The sequence below is a fragment of the Ferruginibacter yonginensis genome (genome assembly GCF_042651465.1).
GTDB classification, from domain to species: Bacteria; Bacteroidota; Bacteroidia; order Chitinophagales; family Chitinophagaceae; genus Ferruginibacter; species Ferruginibacter yonginensis.
In genome coordinates, this window is record NZ_JBHSCZ010000002.1 from 804,518 (window position 1) to 819,994 (window position 15,477).

Annotated in this window: 13 protein-coding genes; 4 read left to right on the forward strand and 9 right to left on the reverse strand. The window is 35.7% G+C overall.

The window, feature by feature from the left end:
- Nucleotides 1-14: 14 nt before the first annotated feature.
- The 4 genes from rny to pheT all read right to left on the reverse strand — a co-directional run bounded on the left by rny (nucleotide 15) and on the right by pheT (nucleotide 4,784).
- A complete protein-coding gene (rny, locus tag ACFOWM_RS10740) occupies nucleotides 15-1,580 on the reverse strand; it encodes a ribonuclease Y (protein ID WP_379709803.1) in 1,566 nt (521 codons plus the stop codon).
- Nucleotides 1,581-1,767: 187 nt separating this feature from the next.
- Nucleotides 1,768-2,058 (reverse strand): cell division protein ZapA, encoded by a 291-nt coding sequence (locus ACFOWM_RS10745; protein ID WP_379709806.1) that lies wholly within the window; start codon nucleotides 2,056-2,058, stop codon nucleotides 1,768-1,770.
- On the reverse strand, nucleotides 2,055-2,354 hold the full coding sequence (locus tag ACFOWM_RS10750; RefSeq protein ID WP_379709808.1) for a hypothetical protein: 300 nt from the start codon (nucleotides 2,352-2,354) through the stop codon (nucleotides 2,055-2,057). Before ACFOWM_RS10750 ends, ACFOWM_RS10745 begins: the two co-directional genes overlap by 4 nt.
- Nucleotides 2,355-2,357: 3 nt before the next feature.
- Complete coding sequence (gene pheT, locus ACFOWM_RS10755; protein ID WP_379709810.1) at nucleotides 2,358-4,784, reverse strand: phenylalanine--tRNA ligase subunit beta; 2,427 nt, start codon at nucleotides 4,782-4,784, stop codon at nucleotides 2,358-2,360.
- A gap of 409 nt (nucleotides 4,785-5,193) precedes the next feature.
- On the opposite strand from pheT, the gene dnaB reads away from it, so the two are divergent.
- Both dnaB and ACFOWM_RS10765 read left to right on the forward strand, forming a co-directional pair.
- Nucleotides 5,194-6,756, forward strand: coding sequence for a replicative DNA helicase (dnaB, locus tag ACFOWM_RS10760; protein ID WP_379709812.1), 1,563 nt, complete (start codon nucleotides 5,194-5,196; stop codon nucleotides 6,754-6,756).
- A gap of 16 nt (nucleotides 6,757-6,772) precedes the next feature.
- Nucleotides 6,773-7,495: an RsmE family RNA methyltransferase gene (locus ACFOWM_RS10765; RefSeq protein ID WP_379709815.1), complete on the forward strand. Its 723-nt coding sequence runs from the start codon at nucleotides 6,773-6,775 to the stop codon at nucleotides 7,493-7,495.
- Here ACFOWM_RS10765 and ACFOWM_RS10770 read toward each other — a convergent pair.
- From ACFOWM_RS10770 to ACFOWM_RS10780, 3 genes are read right to left on the reverse strand one after another with little or no spacing between them, the layout of a single operon-like run.
- Entirely contained in the window at nucleotides 7,492-8,301 is an 810-nt protein-coding gene (locus tag ACFOWM_RS10770) for a TerC family protein (protein WP_379709817.1), read from the reverse strand. The genes ACFOWM_RS10765 and ACFOWM_RS10770 overlap by 4 nt on opposite strands.
- A gap of 31 nt (nucleotides 8,302-8,332) precedes the next feature.
- Nucleotides 8,333-9,373, reverse strand: coding sequence for a quinone-dependent dihydroorotate dehydrogenase (locus ACFOWM_RS10775; RefSeq protein WP_379709820.1), 1,041 nt, complete (start codon nucleotides 9,371-9,373; stop codon nucleotides 8,333-8,335).
- On the reverse strand, nucleotides 9,373-9,639 hold the full coding sequence (locus ACFOWM_RS10780) for a hypothetical protein (RefSeq protein ID WP_379709823.1): 267 nt from the start codon (nucleotides 9,637-9,639) through the stop codon (nucleotides 9,373-9,375). The genes ACFOWM_RS10775 and ACFOWM_RS10780 overlap by 1 nt, the downstream gene beginning before the upstream one ends.
- Here ACFOWM_RS10780 and ACFOWM_RS10785 point away from each other — a divergent pair.
- Entirely contained in the window at nucleotides 9,634-10,812 is a 1,179-nt protein-coding gene (locus ACFOWM_RS10785) for an acetyl-CoA C-acyltransferase (protein ID WP_379709827.1), read from the forward strand. The two genes, ACFOWM_RS10780 and ACFOWM_RS10785, sit on opposite strands and share 6 nt — an antisense overlap.
- A gap of 132 nt (nucleotides 10,813-10,944) precedes the next feature.
- Entirely contained in the window at nucleotides 10,945-13,335 is a 2,391-nt protein-coding gene (locus tag ACFOWM_RS10790) for a TonB-dependent receptor (RefSeq protein WP_379709828.1), read from the forward strand.
- A 67-nt stretch (nucleotides 13,336-13,402) separates the two neighbouring features.
- Here ACFOWM_RS10790 and ACFOWM_RS10795 read toward each other — a convergent pair whose 3' ends face one another.
- Together ACFOWM_RS10795 and ACFOWM_RS10800 are read right to left on the reverse strand one after the other, a co-directional pair.
- The gene (locus ACFOWM_RS10795) at nucleotides 13,403-13,660 is read right to left on the reverse strand and encodes a SemiSWEET family sugar transporter (RefSeq protein ID WP_379709830.1); all 258 of its coding nucleotides are present in this window, start codon (nucleotides 13,658-13,660) and stop codon (nucleotides 13,403-13,405) included.
- Between the two features lie 2 nt (nucleotides 13,661-13,662).
- Nucleotides 13,663-15,438 carry an ABC transporter ATP-binding protein gene (locus tag ACFOWM_RS10800; protein ID WP_379709832.1) on the reverse strand — a complete coding sequence of 592 codons (1,776 nt, stop codon included), beginning with the start codon at nucleotides 15,436-15,438 and terminating at the stop codon, nucleotides 13,663-13,665.
- Between the last annotated feature and the right edge of the window lie 39 nt (nucleotides 15,439-15,477).

Consider the following 15,477-nt stretch of genomic DNA (forward strand, 5'->3'; position numbering starts at 1 on the left):
ATGATTTGCACCTATTAACGTGCAATATTTACAGCTCTTTTTTCTCTAATTACGGTTACTTTAATTTGGCCAGGGAAGGTCATTTCGGTTTGAATTTTTTGGGCAATTTCAAAACTAAGTTTATCACTTTCGCCATCAGTTACCTTATCAGCTTCAACAATTACCCGTAACTCTCTACCAGCTTGTATAGCATAGGCTTTTTCAACACCATTATACGAAGCGGCTAAATTTTCTAAATCTTTAATACGTTGAATGTATTGTTGCATTATTTCTCTACGAGCACCGGGTCTTGCACCACTAATAGCATCACAAGCCTGTATGATTGGAGAAATTACATATTGCATTTCCATTTCATCGTGGTGGGCACCAATTGCATTCACTACAGCTGGGTTTTCACCGTATTTTTCAGCCAACTTTGCACCTAAAAGGGCATGGCTTAATTCAGTTTCTTCATCAGGTACTTTACCAATATCATGTAACAATCCTGCACGTTTAGCAAGTTTTGGGTTCATACCCAGCTCTGCCGCCATAATACCACAAAGGTTAGCGGTTTCACGACTGTGCATTAACAGGTTTTGTCCGTATGATGAACGGAAACGCATACGGCCTACCATGCGAATTAATTCTTTATGTAATCCATGTACACCTAATTCAATAGCCGTACGTTCACCAATTTCCATTACTTGGTCATCAAGCTGGCGTTTGGTTTTTTCTACTACTTCTTCAATACGTGCTGGGTGAATACGACCATCGGCCACCAAACGTTGTAGTGATAAACGAGCAATTTCTCTGCGTAATGGGTCAAATGATGATAATACAATGGCTTCAGGTGTATCATCTACAATTAAATCAACACCTGTTGCAGCTTCAATTGCCCTTATGTTACGCCCTTCTCTACCAATAATAGAACCTTTAATTTCATCGCTCTCGAGGTTGAAAACGGTTATAGAGTTTTCAATTGCTTGCTCAGCAGCAGTACGTTGTATGGTTTGTATTACTATTTTACGAGCTTCTTTATTGGCTTTTAATTTAGCATCTTCAATAATTTCTTGCTGTAGGGTAATGGCTTGTGCATGCGCCTCTTGCTTTAACCCTTCAATTAATTGTGCTTTAGCATCTTCTGCCGTTAAGCCAGCTACTTTTTCAAGCCTGCGAATATGTTCTTCTTGGTGTTTTTCTAACTCTGTTCTTTTTTTATTTACGATGTCTGTTTGCTTGTTTAAATTTTCTTTGATGGTTTCGTTTTCCTTGATTTGTTTATCGAGGTTGGCATCTTTTTGATTTAAACTTTGCTCTTTTTGTTTAATACGGTTTTCGCCTTCTACTACTTTTTGCATGCGCTGTAACGCTTCTTTCTCATGCTCAATTTTCATGGAAGCAAAACGCTCTTTTGCTTCAATTTCACGTTCTTTTTTGTAGGTATCTGCTTTTAATTTTGCTTCTGCAAGTAACCTTTCAGCTTGTAATTCAGCGTCTTGTATTTGTTTTTCTGTGTTTTTAGCAAAGAGGATTTTTCCTCCGAAGATGCCAGCAGCCAAAGCCACTACACCTACAATTAAGTAAATTATAATATTGTCCATTTAGTAGTTGTTGTTTAAAATCTTGTTCACAAAATCAACCAGTTATATAAAAACGGTTTGTGGCGAAGATACAAAAATAATTTGCTGCTAAATTGGTAAGGGTAATTTTTATTGAAAGATGACTATGGGAAAATAAAATAGGTTTGAATTTGAAACAAACGGTTATGATGAAATTAAGATAATGACATTACAACTTCAATGTGTCATCAATTTGCTGTTCCATTTTTAAAATAACATCAGCCAACTCTTTGGAGAGTAGGTTATTGTTTTCACCAGCATTTTTTTGCGTAGCGTACCAAATAATCACCATGGCAATATAGTCTTGCATATCCTTGCCAGCAAATTGGGTTTTAAACTCAATAATTTTATCATTAATCAGCTTTACCGTTTTTCTAATAACTTCCTCATCAGTTGGTTTGGTTTTGATGCGGTACGTACGGTCGGCAATCACAATATTGATAGGAATTAATTCACTCATATATTATTTTGATGACTGAGTAATGCAATACATTGGTCAATAGTTTTGATGTATCGGTTTATTTGAAGCTCTAGCTGTTTTTTTTCGGGGTCATTTAAATCATCAACCGCTGCTTTTAGTACAAGTTGTTGCTGTTGCAGAGTTTCAATTTGTTGTAATTGTTGTTGTTGCTGTTGTTGTAAAGTTTGAATGAGTTGTTGTTGTGCTGAATTTTGTTGTAAAAGTGTATGGTACTGTTTTAGTAGTACTTGTAACTTTTGTTGTAATTGAATTATATGGTCGCTTAACTCTAACAAGTGTTATTTTCTAATGGTAGCGTTCAATTGTTTTTCTAAACCATTAATTATTTGTTGCATCATCGCATCTGTTTCAGCATCGGCAAAAGTTTTTGCCTCATCACTAAAAGTAAAGTTTACTGCCATTGAGCGTTTATCGCTACCAATTTTTTCACTTTCAAAAATGTCAAATAATTTTATTGATTTTAACGCTTGTATTTTGTGAGATTTTACATTTTGTTCAATAGCAGCGTAGGTTACAGCTTTGTCAACAATAATAGCTAAATCTCTTTGTACAGCAGGGAATTTAGATATTTCTTTAAATGTGATGTTATTTTTTTGTTGTAATACCATCAGTTCATCCCATGCAATGTCAGCGTACATTACTGCATCTTTAATACCGAATTGTTTCAACGTATTAGGGTGAATGCTGCCTATTGTTGCAAGGGTTTGTTGATGAGCAGCTACTTCAATGGCATAATCCATATGTTGGTTAGTAACAACGTTAATGCTGGTATTTTTTATGCCAGCAGCCATAATTATTTTTTCGCAAATACCTTTTATATGATAAAAATCTGCCTTCATATCTTTTGATTGCCAACCACCAATGGTTACAATCCCTGAGGTAAAAATGGCTAACCTATTTTTTTCAGCATATTTACCTATTCCATTACTGTGGTAGGTTTTGCCAAACTCATACAATTTTACATCGTTATTTTTTCTGTTGATGTTGTATGCTATTACCTCAAGCCCAGTTTGTAAAAGTGATGGACGCATCACATCTAAATCAGCACTGAGGTTATTGATCATTTTAACGGTGTGCTGTAAAGTGGCTTCATCGTAATACTTGCTATCTGTAATGCTGTTGGTAAATATTTCATGAAAGCCATTGCCCGTTAAGTAATTAGCCATTTTTTCTGCAAAACTATTGTTAGCGTAGCCATTATCTGCCGATGGTGCAATAGATATGGTGGCAGGTATTTCCACATTATCTAACCCATCAATACGCATAATTTCTTCAACAATATCGGCAGCGATGCTAATATCTGGTTTGCTGTAAGGTACGCTCAACCACATTTCATCAATACCTTCTTTTTGAATTTCAAATCCGAGGGCTGTTAATATATTTTTAATGGTATCAGCATGGTAATTTTTACCACTCAACTTTTTAAGATAATGGTATTTTATGGCTACTGCCGTTTTTTCTTGCGGAGCAGGGTAAAGGTCAATAATATCACTGCTAATAGTACCGCCAGCAATTTCTTTAATAAGTAAGGCAGCTCTTTTTAAAACGTTAACAGTATTGCTAATGTCTACACCTTTTTCAAAACGAGTTGCAGCATCTGTACGCAACCCATGTTGTAATGATGTTTTACGGATATTACTAGGGTTAAACCATGCACTTTCTAAAAAAATTGCCGTGGTGGCATTGCTAACACCACTGTGCAAGCCGCCATACACACCTGCTATGCACATGTGTTCATTTGCATTGGCAATCATTACATCGTTTTCAAAAAGTGTACGTTCTTTTTCATCAAGCGTTGTAAATTTTTCGCCAGCTGTAGCGTTTTTTACTTTGATGGTATTGCCTGTAATTTTTGCAATGTCAAAAGCATGCAATGGTTGACCAGTTTCATGTAAAATGAAATTGGTAACATCCACCACATTATTTATGGGCTTTAGGCCAATACTTTTTAATTTGTTTTGTAACCAAGTAGGACTTTCAGCAACAGTAATATTGTTGATACTTACACCTGCGTAACGTTGGCAACCTTCAGTAGCTTCAATGGTAACATTGATAGCAATATCATTATTATCTGCTTTGAAATTGTTTTTAAATGGTAATACAGCTTTTGTTTCTTTTTTATCATGATGCCATAAATAAGCACAAACATCTTTGGCAACGCCTAAATGGCTCATAGCATCCATACGATTGGGCGTTAAGCCTATTTCGTAAATAAAATCACTATAGGTTTCAAAAAGGGTGTTAGCAGCAGTGCCAGGTATAGTTTCAGCAGGTAATACCATAATACCAGCATGGCTTTCGCCTACGCCAATTTCATCTTCGGCACATATCATACCTTGGCTTTCTACACCTCTAATTTTTGCTTTTTTTATTTGTAGGGGTTCGCCATTAGTAGGGTAAATGGTACTGCCAACAGTAGCAACAATTACTTTTTGACCGGCCGCTACATTACTAGCACCACATACAATTTGCGAAGGTGTATCTGTACCAATATTAACAGTAGTAATTTTTAGTTTATCAGCATCAGGGTGTTTTTCGCAGGTTAATACTTCGCCTACTACTAAGCCAGCTAATCCACCTTTTATTGATTCGTAAGGGTGTAAACTCTCAACTTCTAAACCAATTGAAGTTAATATTTTACTCAACTTTTGAGGGTCAATAGTAGTTGGTAAATAATCGCTGAGCCAGTTGTAAGAAATAATCATTCGTGAAATAAAATTTGAGTGCAAATATACGGCTTTCAAAACGCATCAAAAGAGCACCTATTTGCATAAATTAAATCTTTGAAATTTTGAAAAGATTTTTTTTAAAACGTGCATCAAAAATTATTTTTCAACGTGTAAAAATTATATTTTTCTAATAACTTATTTGTTGATAAATGATGTTGTATAACCATTTGTATTGCATGTACTATGTTAATTGTATTGTGGTTAAGCTGTGTATAAACTATATTTGCATGTGAATATGCGGTGAATAAATACCTTCATGTGGTTGATAACCCTTGTATGTTAATTTAATATTAACCAATTGGATTTATCTTAGCCGTCCTGCTACACTTTTTTGCCGGACATTACACCAACAACAATTTTTTGAAAGCATTTTTAAGAACATCAAATGGAGTTAACCAATTTTAATAAAGATAGAAAAGTACGTCGTAAGCCATTGCTCGAAAACAATAGCTTGATGTTTGGTAAAGTGCCACCACAGGCTAAAGAACTTGAAGAAGCTATTTTAGGTGCTATTATGCTCGAAAAAGCCGCTTTTGATACAGTTATTGAAATATTAAAACCAGAGTGTTTTTACGTAGAGGCACACCAAAAAATATACAAAGCCATGCAATCATTGCAAATCAAAAATTTGCCTATTGATTTGCTCACAGTGGTAGAAGAGTTAAAGTTTAGGGAAGAGTTAGAGTTTGTAGGCGGACCATATGCTGTTACGAAACTTACTAATGTAGTAGTATCATCTGCTAATATTGAAGCACATGCCCGTATTGTTTTGCAAAAATTTATTCAAAGAGAATTGATTCGCATTAGCGGTGAAATAATCGGTGAAGCTTATGAAGATAGTACTGATGTGTTTGATATGTTAGATATTGCAGAATCGAAATTATTTGAAATTACCAATAATCACCTTCGTAAAAACTTTGATGATATTGAAAACGTTTTGGTAAAAACCATTGATCGTATTGAGTATATGCGTAATAGGCAAGATGATATTACGGGGGTGCCTACGGGTTTCCCATCAATGGATAGAATTACTTATGGTTGGCAACCAACTGATTTAATTATTTTAGCAGCAAGGCCATCAGTAGGTAAAACCGCTTTTGCCTTAAACCTAGCAAGGGCTGCGGCTTTACACCCAACCAAACCAACACCTGTAGGCTTCTTTAGTTTGGAGATGAGTAGTAGCCAATTGGTGCAACGTATTTTAAGCGCCGAAAGTGAAATTCATTTAGAAAAAATTGCTCGTGGTAGGTTAGAAGAACACGAAATGACCCAGCTTACCAAAAAAGGTATCAATCGTTTATCTAAAGCGCCTATTTATATCGATGATTCAGCTGCATTGAATATTTTTGAATTAAGAGCAAAATGTCGTCGATTAAAAAATAAACATGGTGTAGGTATTATTATTATTGACTACCTACAATTGATGAGCGGTAGTGCTGATAGAAATAGCAACCGTGAACAAGAAATTAGCAAAATTTCAAGAGATTTAAAGGGCTTAGCCAAAGAGCTGCAAGTGCCTATAATTGCCTTATCGCAATTGAGTCGTGAGGTAGAGAAGCGTAAAGATGGTAACAAAATGCCACAGTTGAGCGATTTACGTGAATCGGGTGCTATTGAGCAAGATGCTGATATGGTTATGTTTTTGTACCGACCAGAATATCATGATATTAACCAAGATGCGACGGGTGATTACCTCAAAGGAGAAACACACGTTAAAATAGCGAAGCACCGTAACGGTAGTTTAGAAACTGTAAAACTTAGGGCATTGCTGCATATTCAAAAATTTGTAGAAGATGAAGAAGGTGGTAGTAATGATTTTAATCCTAATTTAGGCGCAGGCAATTGGCGTCCAACCTCACCTGGTGCAGGTTTTGATGGACCTAACATGTACATTCAAAAGGGTAGTAAAATGAACGATAGCCAATTTGATGACGAAGCACCATTTTAATTTCATTATTTAGCTAGTGCAATTACCATTTTTTTATACCACTCCTTTAAACAATGCAACTCCTATTGTGGTGTTAGATGAAGAAACATCTAAACACATTGTGATGGTGTTGCGTATGCAAAATGGTAGAAACTTAAAACTAACTGATGGTTTAGGCCATGTATATACAGCCACTATTGTAGATGCTCATAAAAAAAAGTGCAGCGTTCAAATTTTAGAAACACGAGTGGTGCCCAAACCCACTAAACAAATTTGTATAGCGGTTTCGTTGGTTAAAAATAACAGTCGTTTTGAATGGTTTTTAGAGAAAGCTACTGAAATGGGGGTGCAACAAATTGTGCCCTTGCTTTGTACCCGTACTGAAAAACAACATTTTAAATACGAACGAATGAATGGCATTTTAATAAGTGCTATGTTACAATCGCAGCAAGCTTGGTTACCGCAATTATTACCGCCACAACATTTTGAAACCTTTGTGCAGCAAGCATTAGATGGTTATAAGTTTATTGCTCATTGTGAACCTTCACAAAAAACATCATTAAGAAGCTGGTTAGATCAACATCAATTTTTAACAACACAACACTATGCTACAATGTTGATTGGGCCTGAAGGTGATTTTACACCTGATGAAATTTCTTTAGCAATAAGGCAACAATATTTACCCGTAGCATTAGGTGAAACCAGACTAAGAACAGAAACCGCCGCCATGGTGGCAGCGGCTTTATTATGTGTGCATTAATGTGCCTGATCTGATTGATGAACATCATCGTCATCATTTCTTAACGTGGGCTCATTTAATTTTACAATATGCTTGCGCTTTTGTTTTTTGGCCATAATAATGTTGAGTACTTCAACTATAAATGAAAACGCCATACCAAAGTATACGTAATTTTTTAAGTGTAAATCATGTGCTTTTTCGCTATCCCAACCTTCTATAACTAAGGTTAAACCAATCATAACTAAAAATGAAAGTGCTAACATTTTTAATGAAGGGTGTTTGTGTATAAAAGCTGAAATTTTAGGGCTAAACAAAAACATGATAAACATTGCAATTACCACTGCTGCAATCATAATTTCAACATGCTCAGCTGTACCACCAGCGGTAATAATGCTATCAAAAGAAAACACCATGTCAATCAACATAATTTGAAAAACGGCTTTGCCAAAACTAAGTGCAGGCTTATTGTTGCCACTCAAGCTTTCATCTTCACCCTCTAGCTTATGGTGAATTTCTCTAACGGTTTTATAAATTAAAAACAAGCCACCAGCTAGCATTACCAAACTTGCTAAATCAAACCCTTTGTTGAAAAGTGTGAACACTGGTTTACCTTTTTGTGCTAATAACCAGCCCAATGCCATTAGTAATAAACTCCGGGTGATAATACCAGTTATCATCCATACCCTACGAGCATTTTTTTCTTTATTTGCTGGTAATCTGTTTATGATAATGCTTACAAAAATTACATTATCAATACCTAGTACTACTTCTAACAGTACTAATACAAAAAAACTAATGATACTTTCTGATGTAAATAAATGCTCCATAAAAAATTAAATGTTGGGCAAAATTAGGTGGTTACTGTTGTTTGCTCTGTAGTATTTTTTTTACGATAGCTGGGCCCTCGTATACAAAACCCGTCCATACTTGTACAAGGCTGGCACCGGCAGCAATTTTTTCATTGGCATCAGCTGCTGTAAAAACACCGCCACTAGCAATAATGGGAATACGTCCGTTTGTTTTATGGTGAATATATTGCACCAATGCGGTTGATTTTTGTTTAACGGGTGCACCGCTTAAGCCACCTGCACCAATATTGTCAATTATTGTGCTAGCTGTTTTTAATTGTGAACGATTGATGGTGGTATTAGAAACTACCAAACCATCTAGGTTAATTTGCAAAGCCATATCAATCACATCATCAACTTGTTCAGGTGTAAGATCAGGTGCTATTTTTAAAAAAATAGGTTTCGGCAATGTGGTACCGTTGTTAATTTTTTGTAAGTGCGTTAGTATTTCGGTTAGGGGTTCTTTATCTTGCAAAGCCCTTAAGCCAGGGGTGTTTGGGCTGCTTACATTTACTACAAAATAATCAACATAAGGGTGTAAAGCTGTAAAACATATTTCATAGTCTTTAAAAGCAGCTTCGTTAGGGGTAATTTTATTTTTACCAATATTGCCGCCTATAATAATTTTATTGGTACTGTTTTTCTCTTGCCATTTTTTAAGTCGCTCTGTAATAACGGTTACCCCATCATTATTAAAACCCATACGATTGATGAGGGCTTTATCTTTTGGTAAACGAAACAACCTTACTTTAGGGTTACCCTCTTGTGGTAATGGTGTAACAGTACCAATTTCAACATGGCCAAAGCCAAGTGCGTTTAATTCGGTAAGGTATAATGCATTTTTATCGAACCCAGCAGCTAAGCCTACTATATTTTTAAATTGAAGCTTACCAAGCATTACAGGCTTGTTTTGTGAGGGTTGGTATATTGTGGTAATAATTTTTTTTATGAAGCCGATGCTACAAAGCATTTTAAGGCTATTCATTGAAAAATGATGCACTTTTTCAGCATCAAAAAGAAATAAAAAACTGCGTAAGAGGTTGTACATCATTACTGCAAATATAACTTTTCATTTTTTTTTGATAATTGTTTTAAATTTCTATCTTTGATACAGAAAGTTGCATAAACAACTAAATTGGTTTTGGTCAATTTTGTAATATTTATATTCAACAGCTCAAGGGCTGCTGGATTGAAGTGGAAATACTTTTTGTGGCGAAGCCCAAAAAGATTGTAACGAAAAGCCAGAACAACTGTTGCTACTTGCAATGCGGCCCACAGCGCCAAAAAATAAAAACGATAAAATAAAATAGTATGCAAGAAGCGTATATAGTAGCAGGTTTTAGAACCGCTATCACTAAAAGTAAAAAAGGTGGCTTTAGGTTTACTAGGCCAGATGATTTGGCCATTGATTTATTAAAGGGTTTAATGGCTACCATACCTCAATTAGATACCAAACGTATTGATGATGTTATTGTAGGAAATGCTGTACCCGAGGCTGAGCAAGGCTTGCAGTTCGGTAGAATTATTGCAGCCAAGGCTTTAGGTATTGACGTGCCCGGTATTACCATAAATCGTTATTGCGGTAGTGGTTTAGAAAGTATTGCAATGGCTACCACAAAAATAAGGTGTGGTATGGCGGAGTGTATTGTTGCTGGTGGTACGGAAAGTATGAGCTTGGTACCCACTGCTGGTTGGAAAACCGTACCATCATACGCCATTACGAAAGATGAACCAGATTATTATTTAAGTATGGGTTTAACGGCTGAAGCCGTTGCCAATGAATATAAGGTGAGTAGAGAAGACCAAGATATGTTTGCTTACCAAAGCCATGTAAAAGCGGCTAAAGCAATTGCTGAAGGTCATTTTAAATCGGGTATTTTGCCGATCACTGTTGAGCAAGTATATGTAGATGCTGCTGGTAAAAAGAAAACTACATCATTTGTTGTAGATACTGACGAAGGTGTCCGTACAGATACTACCCCTGAGGGATTATCGAAGTTGAAGCCTGTGTTTGCAGCAGGTGGCAGTGTTACCGCAGGTAATAGCTCACAAACAAGTGATGGTGCTGCTTTTGTAGTAGTAATGAGTGAGCGTATGGTAAATGAGTTGGGCTTAAAGCCAATAGCTCGTTTGGTAAATTGTGCTAGTGCAGGTGTTGAGCCTCGTATTATGGGTATTGGTCCGGTTGCAGCAGTACCAAAAGTATTGAAGCAAGCAGGTATGCAACTAAATGACATTGATTTGATTGAATTAAATGAAGCATTTGCCTCACAATCTTTAGCAGTTATACGAACCTTAGGTTTAAATAACGATATTGTAAATATTAATGGAGGCGCTATTGCATTGGGGCATCCATTAGGTTGTACAGGTGCTAAATTAACGGTACAAATTGTGGCTGATATGAAGCGCCTTCATAAAAAATATGGCATGGTGACCGCTTGTATTGGTGGCGGACAAGGCATTGCAGGTATTATTGAAAATATTAATTAACGATAACATTACGAACCGTTGTTAAACCACTGCCTCAATTTTTGGGGCTTTTTTTTGCCTTTAACAAAAAATAAATTTGAAACATTGTTGCATTTACTATATTTGCAACATAGTTTCAAAAATTGAATAAAGATGAAAAAATTATTAACCTTGGTGATGTTGTTACAAGCCATTGTTGCATTTGCCAATAATGGTGTTGTAAAAGGTAGTTTTAGTGGAACAGTAACTGATGCTGCAACAGGTAAGCCCATAGTAGGTGCTACTGTTTATATTAATGATGCAAAAGTGGGTACTAATACCAATGCAAACGGAAACTTTTTAATTGATAATATTACGGAGGGCAACCACCTCATTGAGTTTTCGCATATTGGGTACAATACCTTGGCGCAAAATATTTTTATAAAAGGCGATACTAAATTAAACATCAGTTTATCAGCCGCCGTAGTTGAAAACAATGCGGTGATTGTTACAGGTGTATCAAGAGCATCGCAATTAAAAAAAGTACCTTTTCAAGTGGCAGTAATGCGTAAAGAAGAGTTGCAGCAAACTACTTCCACTAATATTATTGATGCCATTACACGAAAAGCAGGGGTATCAGCTATTGCCACAGGGCCAGCTATTTCAAAACCTGTAATAAGAGGGTTGGGCTATAATAGGGTATTAACGATGAACGATGGTGTAAGGCAAGAAGGCCAGCAATGGGGTGATGAACATGGTATTGAAATAGATGAAGCCAGTGTAAGTAAAATTGAAATTTTAAAAGGTCCGGCTTCGTTGGTATATGGTAGTGATGCAATGGCAGGTGTGGTAAACATTATTACGAATGTGCCAGTAGCATTAAATACATTAAAAGCTAATGTGGGTTCTAATTACCAAACTAATAATAGGTTGCGTAGTTTGTATGGTAATGTAGCTGGTAATAAAAATGGTTTTAGTTGGAACGTATATGGCACCACTAGAGAAGCCGCTGATTATAAAAATAAATACGATGGCTATGTATTTAACTCAAAGTTTAAAGAGCAAAATGCAGGCGGTTATGTGGGGTACAATGGTAATTGGGGTTATAGTCATTTAATTGTAAGTAACTTCAGTTTAACACCGGGCCTAGTTGAAGGTGAAAGAAATGATCAAGGAAAATTTATTAAGCCATTGCCTGGTGGTAACGAAGGAGAAGCAACAGATGCTGATTTTAAAAGTACCATTGCACAAGTACCTTTTCAACAAATACAACATTTTAAAATAGCTACAGATAACAGTTTTAAAATTGGCGATAATAAATTAACCCTTAACGTAGGCTATCAACGCAACCAACGTGAAGAGTTTGGCAACCCCGATGATTTAAAAGAAAAAGCCTTGTATTTCGATTTAAAAACGACTACCTATGCAGCTCAATTTCATTTAAAAGAAAAGGGTGGCTGGAAACCTTCGATTGGTATAAATGGTATGAACCAAACCAATACCAATAGAGGTATAGAGCAGTTAATACCCAATTACAGGCTAAACGATATGGGAGTTTTTGTATTCACTGAAAAAGATTTTGATAAGCTTACCCTCAGTGGTGGGGCTCGTTTTGATAACAGAAATATTGATGTAGCCAATTTGTTAGATGAAACAGGTAGTATCAAGGGCAATAGTTTTAAAAAAGATTTTAATAATTTTTCAGGAAGTGCAGGCTTAGCTTACCAAGCATCAAAAAAGGTAAATATAAAATTTAATGTGGCTCGAGCTTTTAGAGCACCGAGTATACCAGAGTTGGCTAGCAATGGCGCCCATGAAGGAACTATACGTTATGAGTATGGCGATGCATCGTTAAAAAGTGAAACCAGTACTCAGTTTGATGCTGCTGTTGATTTTAATACCCAACACGTATCTTTCAATGTAGCTGGTTATATAAATGCATTTAATAATTTTATTTTTTATAGAAAATTATCTGCTAATGATGGTACCGATTCTTTGGTGAATGTTGATGGTAATGACCTAACGGCATTTAAATTTGATCAACGAAAAGCTAGTTTAGCAGGTATAGAAGCTACGTTGGATTTTCACCCTCACCCAATTGATTGGTTACATTTTCAAAATACTTTTTCATACGTAGCAGGTAGGTTACGTGAAGCAGAAGCTGGTTCAAAAAACTTACCATTTATACCAGCACCACGTTTGTTAACAGAGCTAAGAGGCGATTTTAAAAAAGTAGGAAAAGGTTTATCCAACCTTTATGTGAAAGTTGAGCTTGATAATACTTTTAAGCAAAACAATCCATTCACTGCATTTAATACCGAAACTGCTACTAACGGTTACACATTGCTGAATGCAGGTGTTGGAACTGATGTTGTGAATAAAAAAGGCACTACGTTATGCACTGTAAATTTTTCTGCAAATAACCTAGGAGATGTTGCTTACCAAAACCATTTGAGTCGTTTAAAATATGCGGCAGAAAATGTGGTTACGGGTAGAACGGGTGTTTTTAATATGGGAAGAAATTTTAGTGTGAAAGTAAATGTGCCCCTTTCAATGAAATTATAATGTTAGTAGTTTTTGGTTTCGGTTTTTTAAAAAGAGAGGTGGTTGTGCAAACAACCACCTCTTATATTTATTGCTTAAATGTTAATTTAAAATACACCATCATTAATACCATGGCCAATACAATGCCATTGGTAATCATTAATGGTAAATCACCAATGAGTGCACCGTAGGTTAACCATAACGAAACATTTAATATCAAAAAAAATAAGGTAACCATACTTAAATCTTTGGCTGATTTGGTTTTCCAAATTTTGATAACCTGTGGTAAAAATGTTACTGATGATACTATACCGCCAGCAATTCCGAAAAAGTTTTGAATGTTCATGCTTATTTAGTTTCGATTAATTTTTTACGTTCACCAATTTGTTGGCGCCACATAGCGTAATACAAACCTTTCTCTGCTAACAAATCATCATGGTTACCTGTTTCAACCACTTCACCTTTTTCTAATACATAAATTCTATCTGCATGCATAATGGTACTTAAGCGGTGTGCAATTAAAATAGTGATTTGCTCTTTTGAGGTAGAAATTTCTCTAATCGTATTCGTAATTTCTTCTTCGGTAATAGAATCTAGTGCTGATGTTGCTTCATCAAAAATAAGTAACCTTGGTTTTCGTAATAAAGCACGAGCTATTGATAAACGTTGTTTTTCACCGCCACTTAATTTTAACCCTCCTTCGCCAATTACTGTATTGATGCCATTTTCAGCCCTGCTTAATAAATACGTACACGATGCTTTGGTGAGGGCTTCATTTAACAATGCATCACTAGCAGTAGGATTTACAAATAATAAGTTCTCTTTAATGGTACCACTAAACAAGTTAGTGTCTTGTGTTACAAAGCCAATCTGTTTTCTTAAATCATCAAAATGAATTTCAGTTTCATCTAAACCATTGTAAAATATTTTACCCTCTTGCGGTCTGTATAAACCTACCAATAGTTTCATTAAGGTTGATTTACCACTACCGCTTGGTCCAACAAAAGCAACGGTTTCACCTAAGTTCGCTTTAAAGCTAATTTGGTCAATAGCTTTGTGCGACGCTGTTTGGTGTTGAAAAGCTACTTTATCAAACGCCAAGGTATTAATGCTGCCTAAAGTTTTAGGGTTTGTTGGTTCAAGCTCAGGTGCTTTTGCCATTAAGTTATTAAAATTATTGAGTGATGCTTGAGCTTCTCTATAACTTAAAATAATGTTACCAATTTCTTGCAATGGGCCAAATACAAAAAATGAAAATATTTGCATAGTGGCTAATTGGCCTGGGTTTAGCATTCTACCATATACTACCCACATTAACATAAATAAAATTAATTGGCGTAATGTGTTCACAAATGTGCCTTGTATAAAGCTGATACTACGCATTTTTTTTACCTTGGTAATTTCTAACCCTAAAATTTTGAATGTGTTTTTATTAAGGCGTTCAACCTCTTGGTGGGTAAGTCCTAAGCTTTTTACTAACTCAATGTTGCGGAGCGATTCAGTGGTAGCGCCGGCCAAAGCTGTGGTTTGTGCAACAATATTTTTTTGTACTACTTTTATTTTTTTACTCAGTAAGTTTGATACTATTACTAGTAAAAATATACCACCAAAGTAAATGATCGGTAAGCTCCAGTGAATAGATGTAGCATAAACTGCCACAATGATAATACCTACAATTACAGGAAACAATACGTTGATAAATGATGATATAAATTTTTCAGTATCGGCCCTCACTTTTGTAAGTACAGATAATGTTTCGCCACTACGTTGGTCTTCAAAATCTTGATAAGGTAACTTCATGGCATGTTGTAACCCTTGTGTAAAAACGGTAGCGCCAAATTTTTGTGTTACAAGGCTCAAAAAATAATCTTGAAAAGCTTTGGCAATACGGCTCACCATGGCAACGCCAACAGATAGGCCGAGTAAACCAAAAACAGGTTTGGCATAATCCCAAAAAAATGAATTGAATACTTTGGGCTCCTTCCAAGCATCGGCTGCAAGATTAATGAGTTTACCAAAAATAACGGGGTCAATGAGCGAAAACCCAATATTAATAGCAGCTAAAATAAGGGTGAGCACCACCAGCCATTTGTAAGGCTTTATGTATTGTAATAATATTTTCATTAGAATGTTTATTAGATGTTTTAACATCAAATTCGGTGC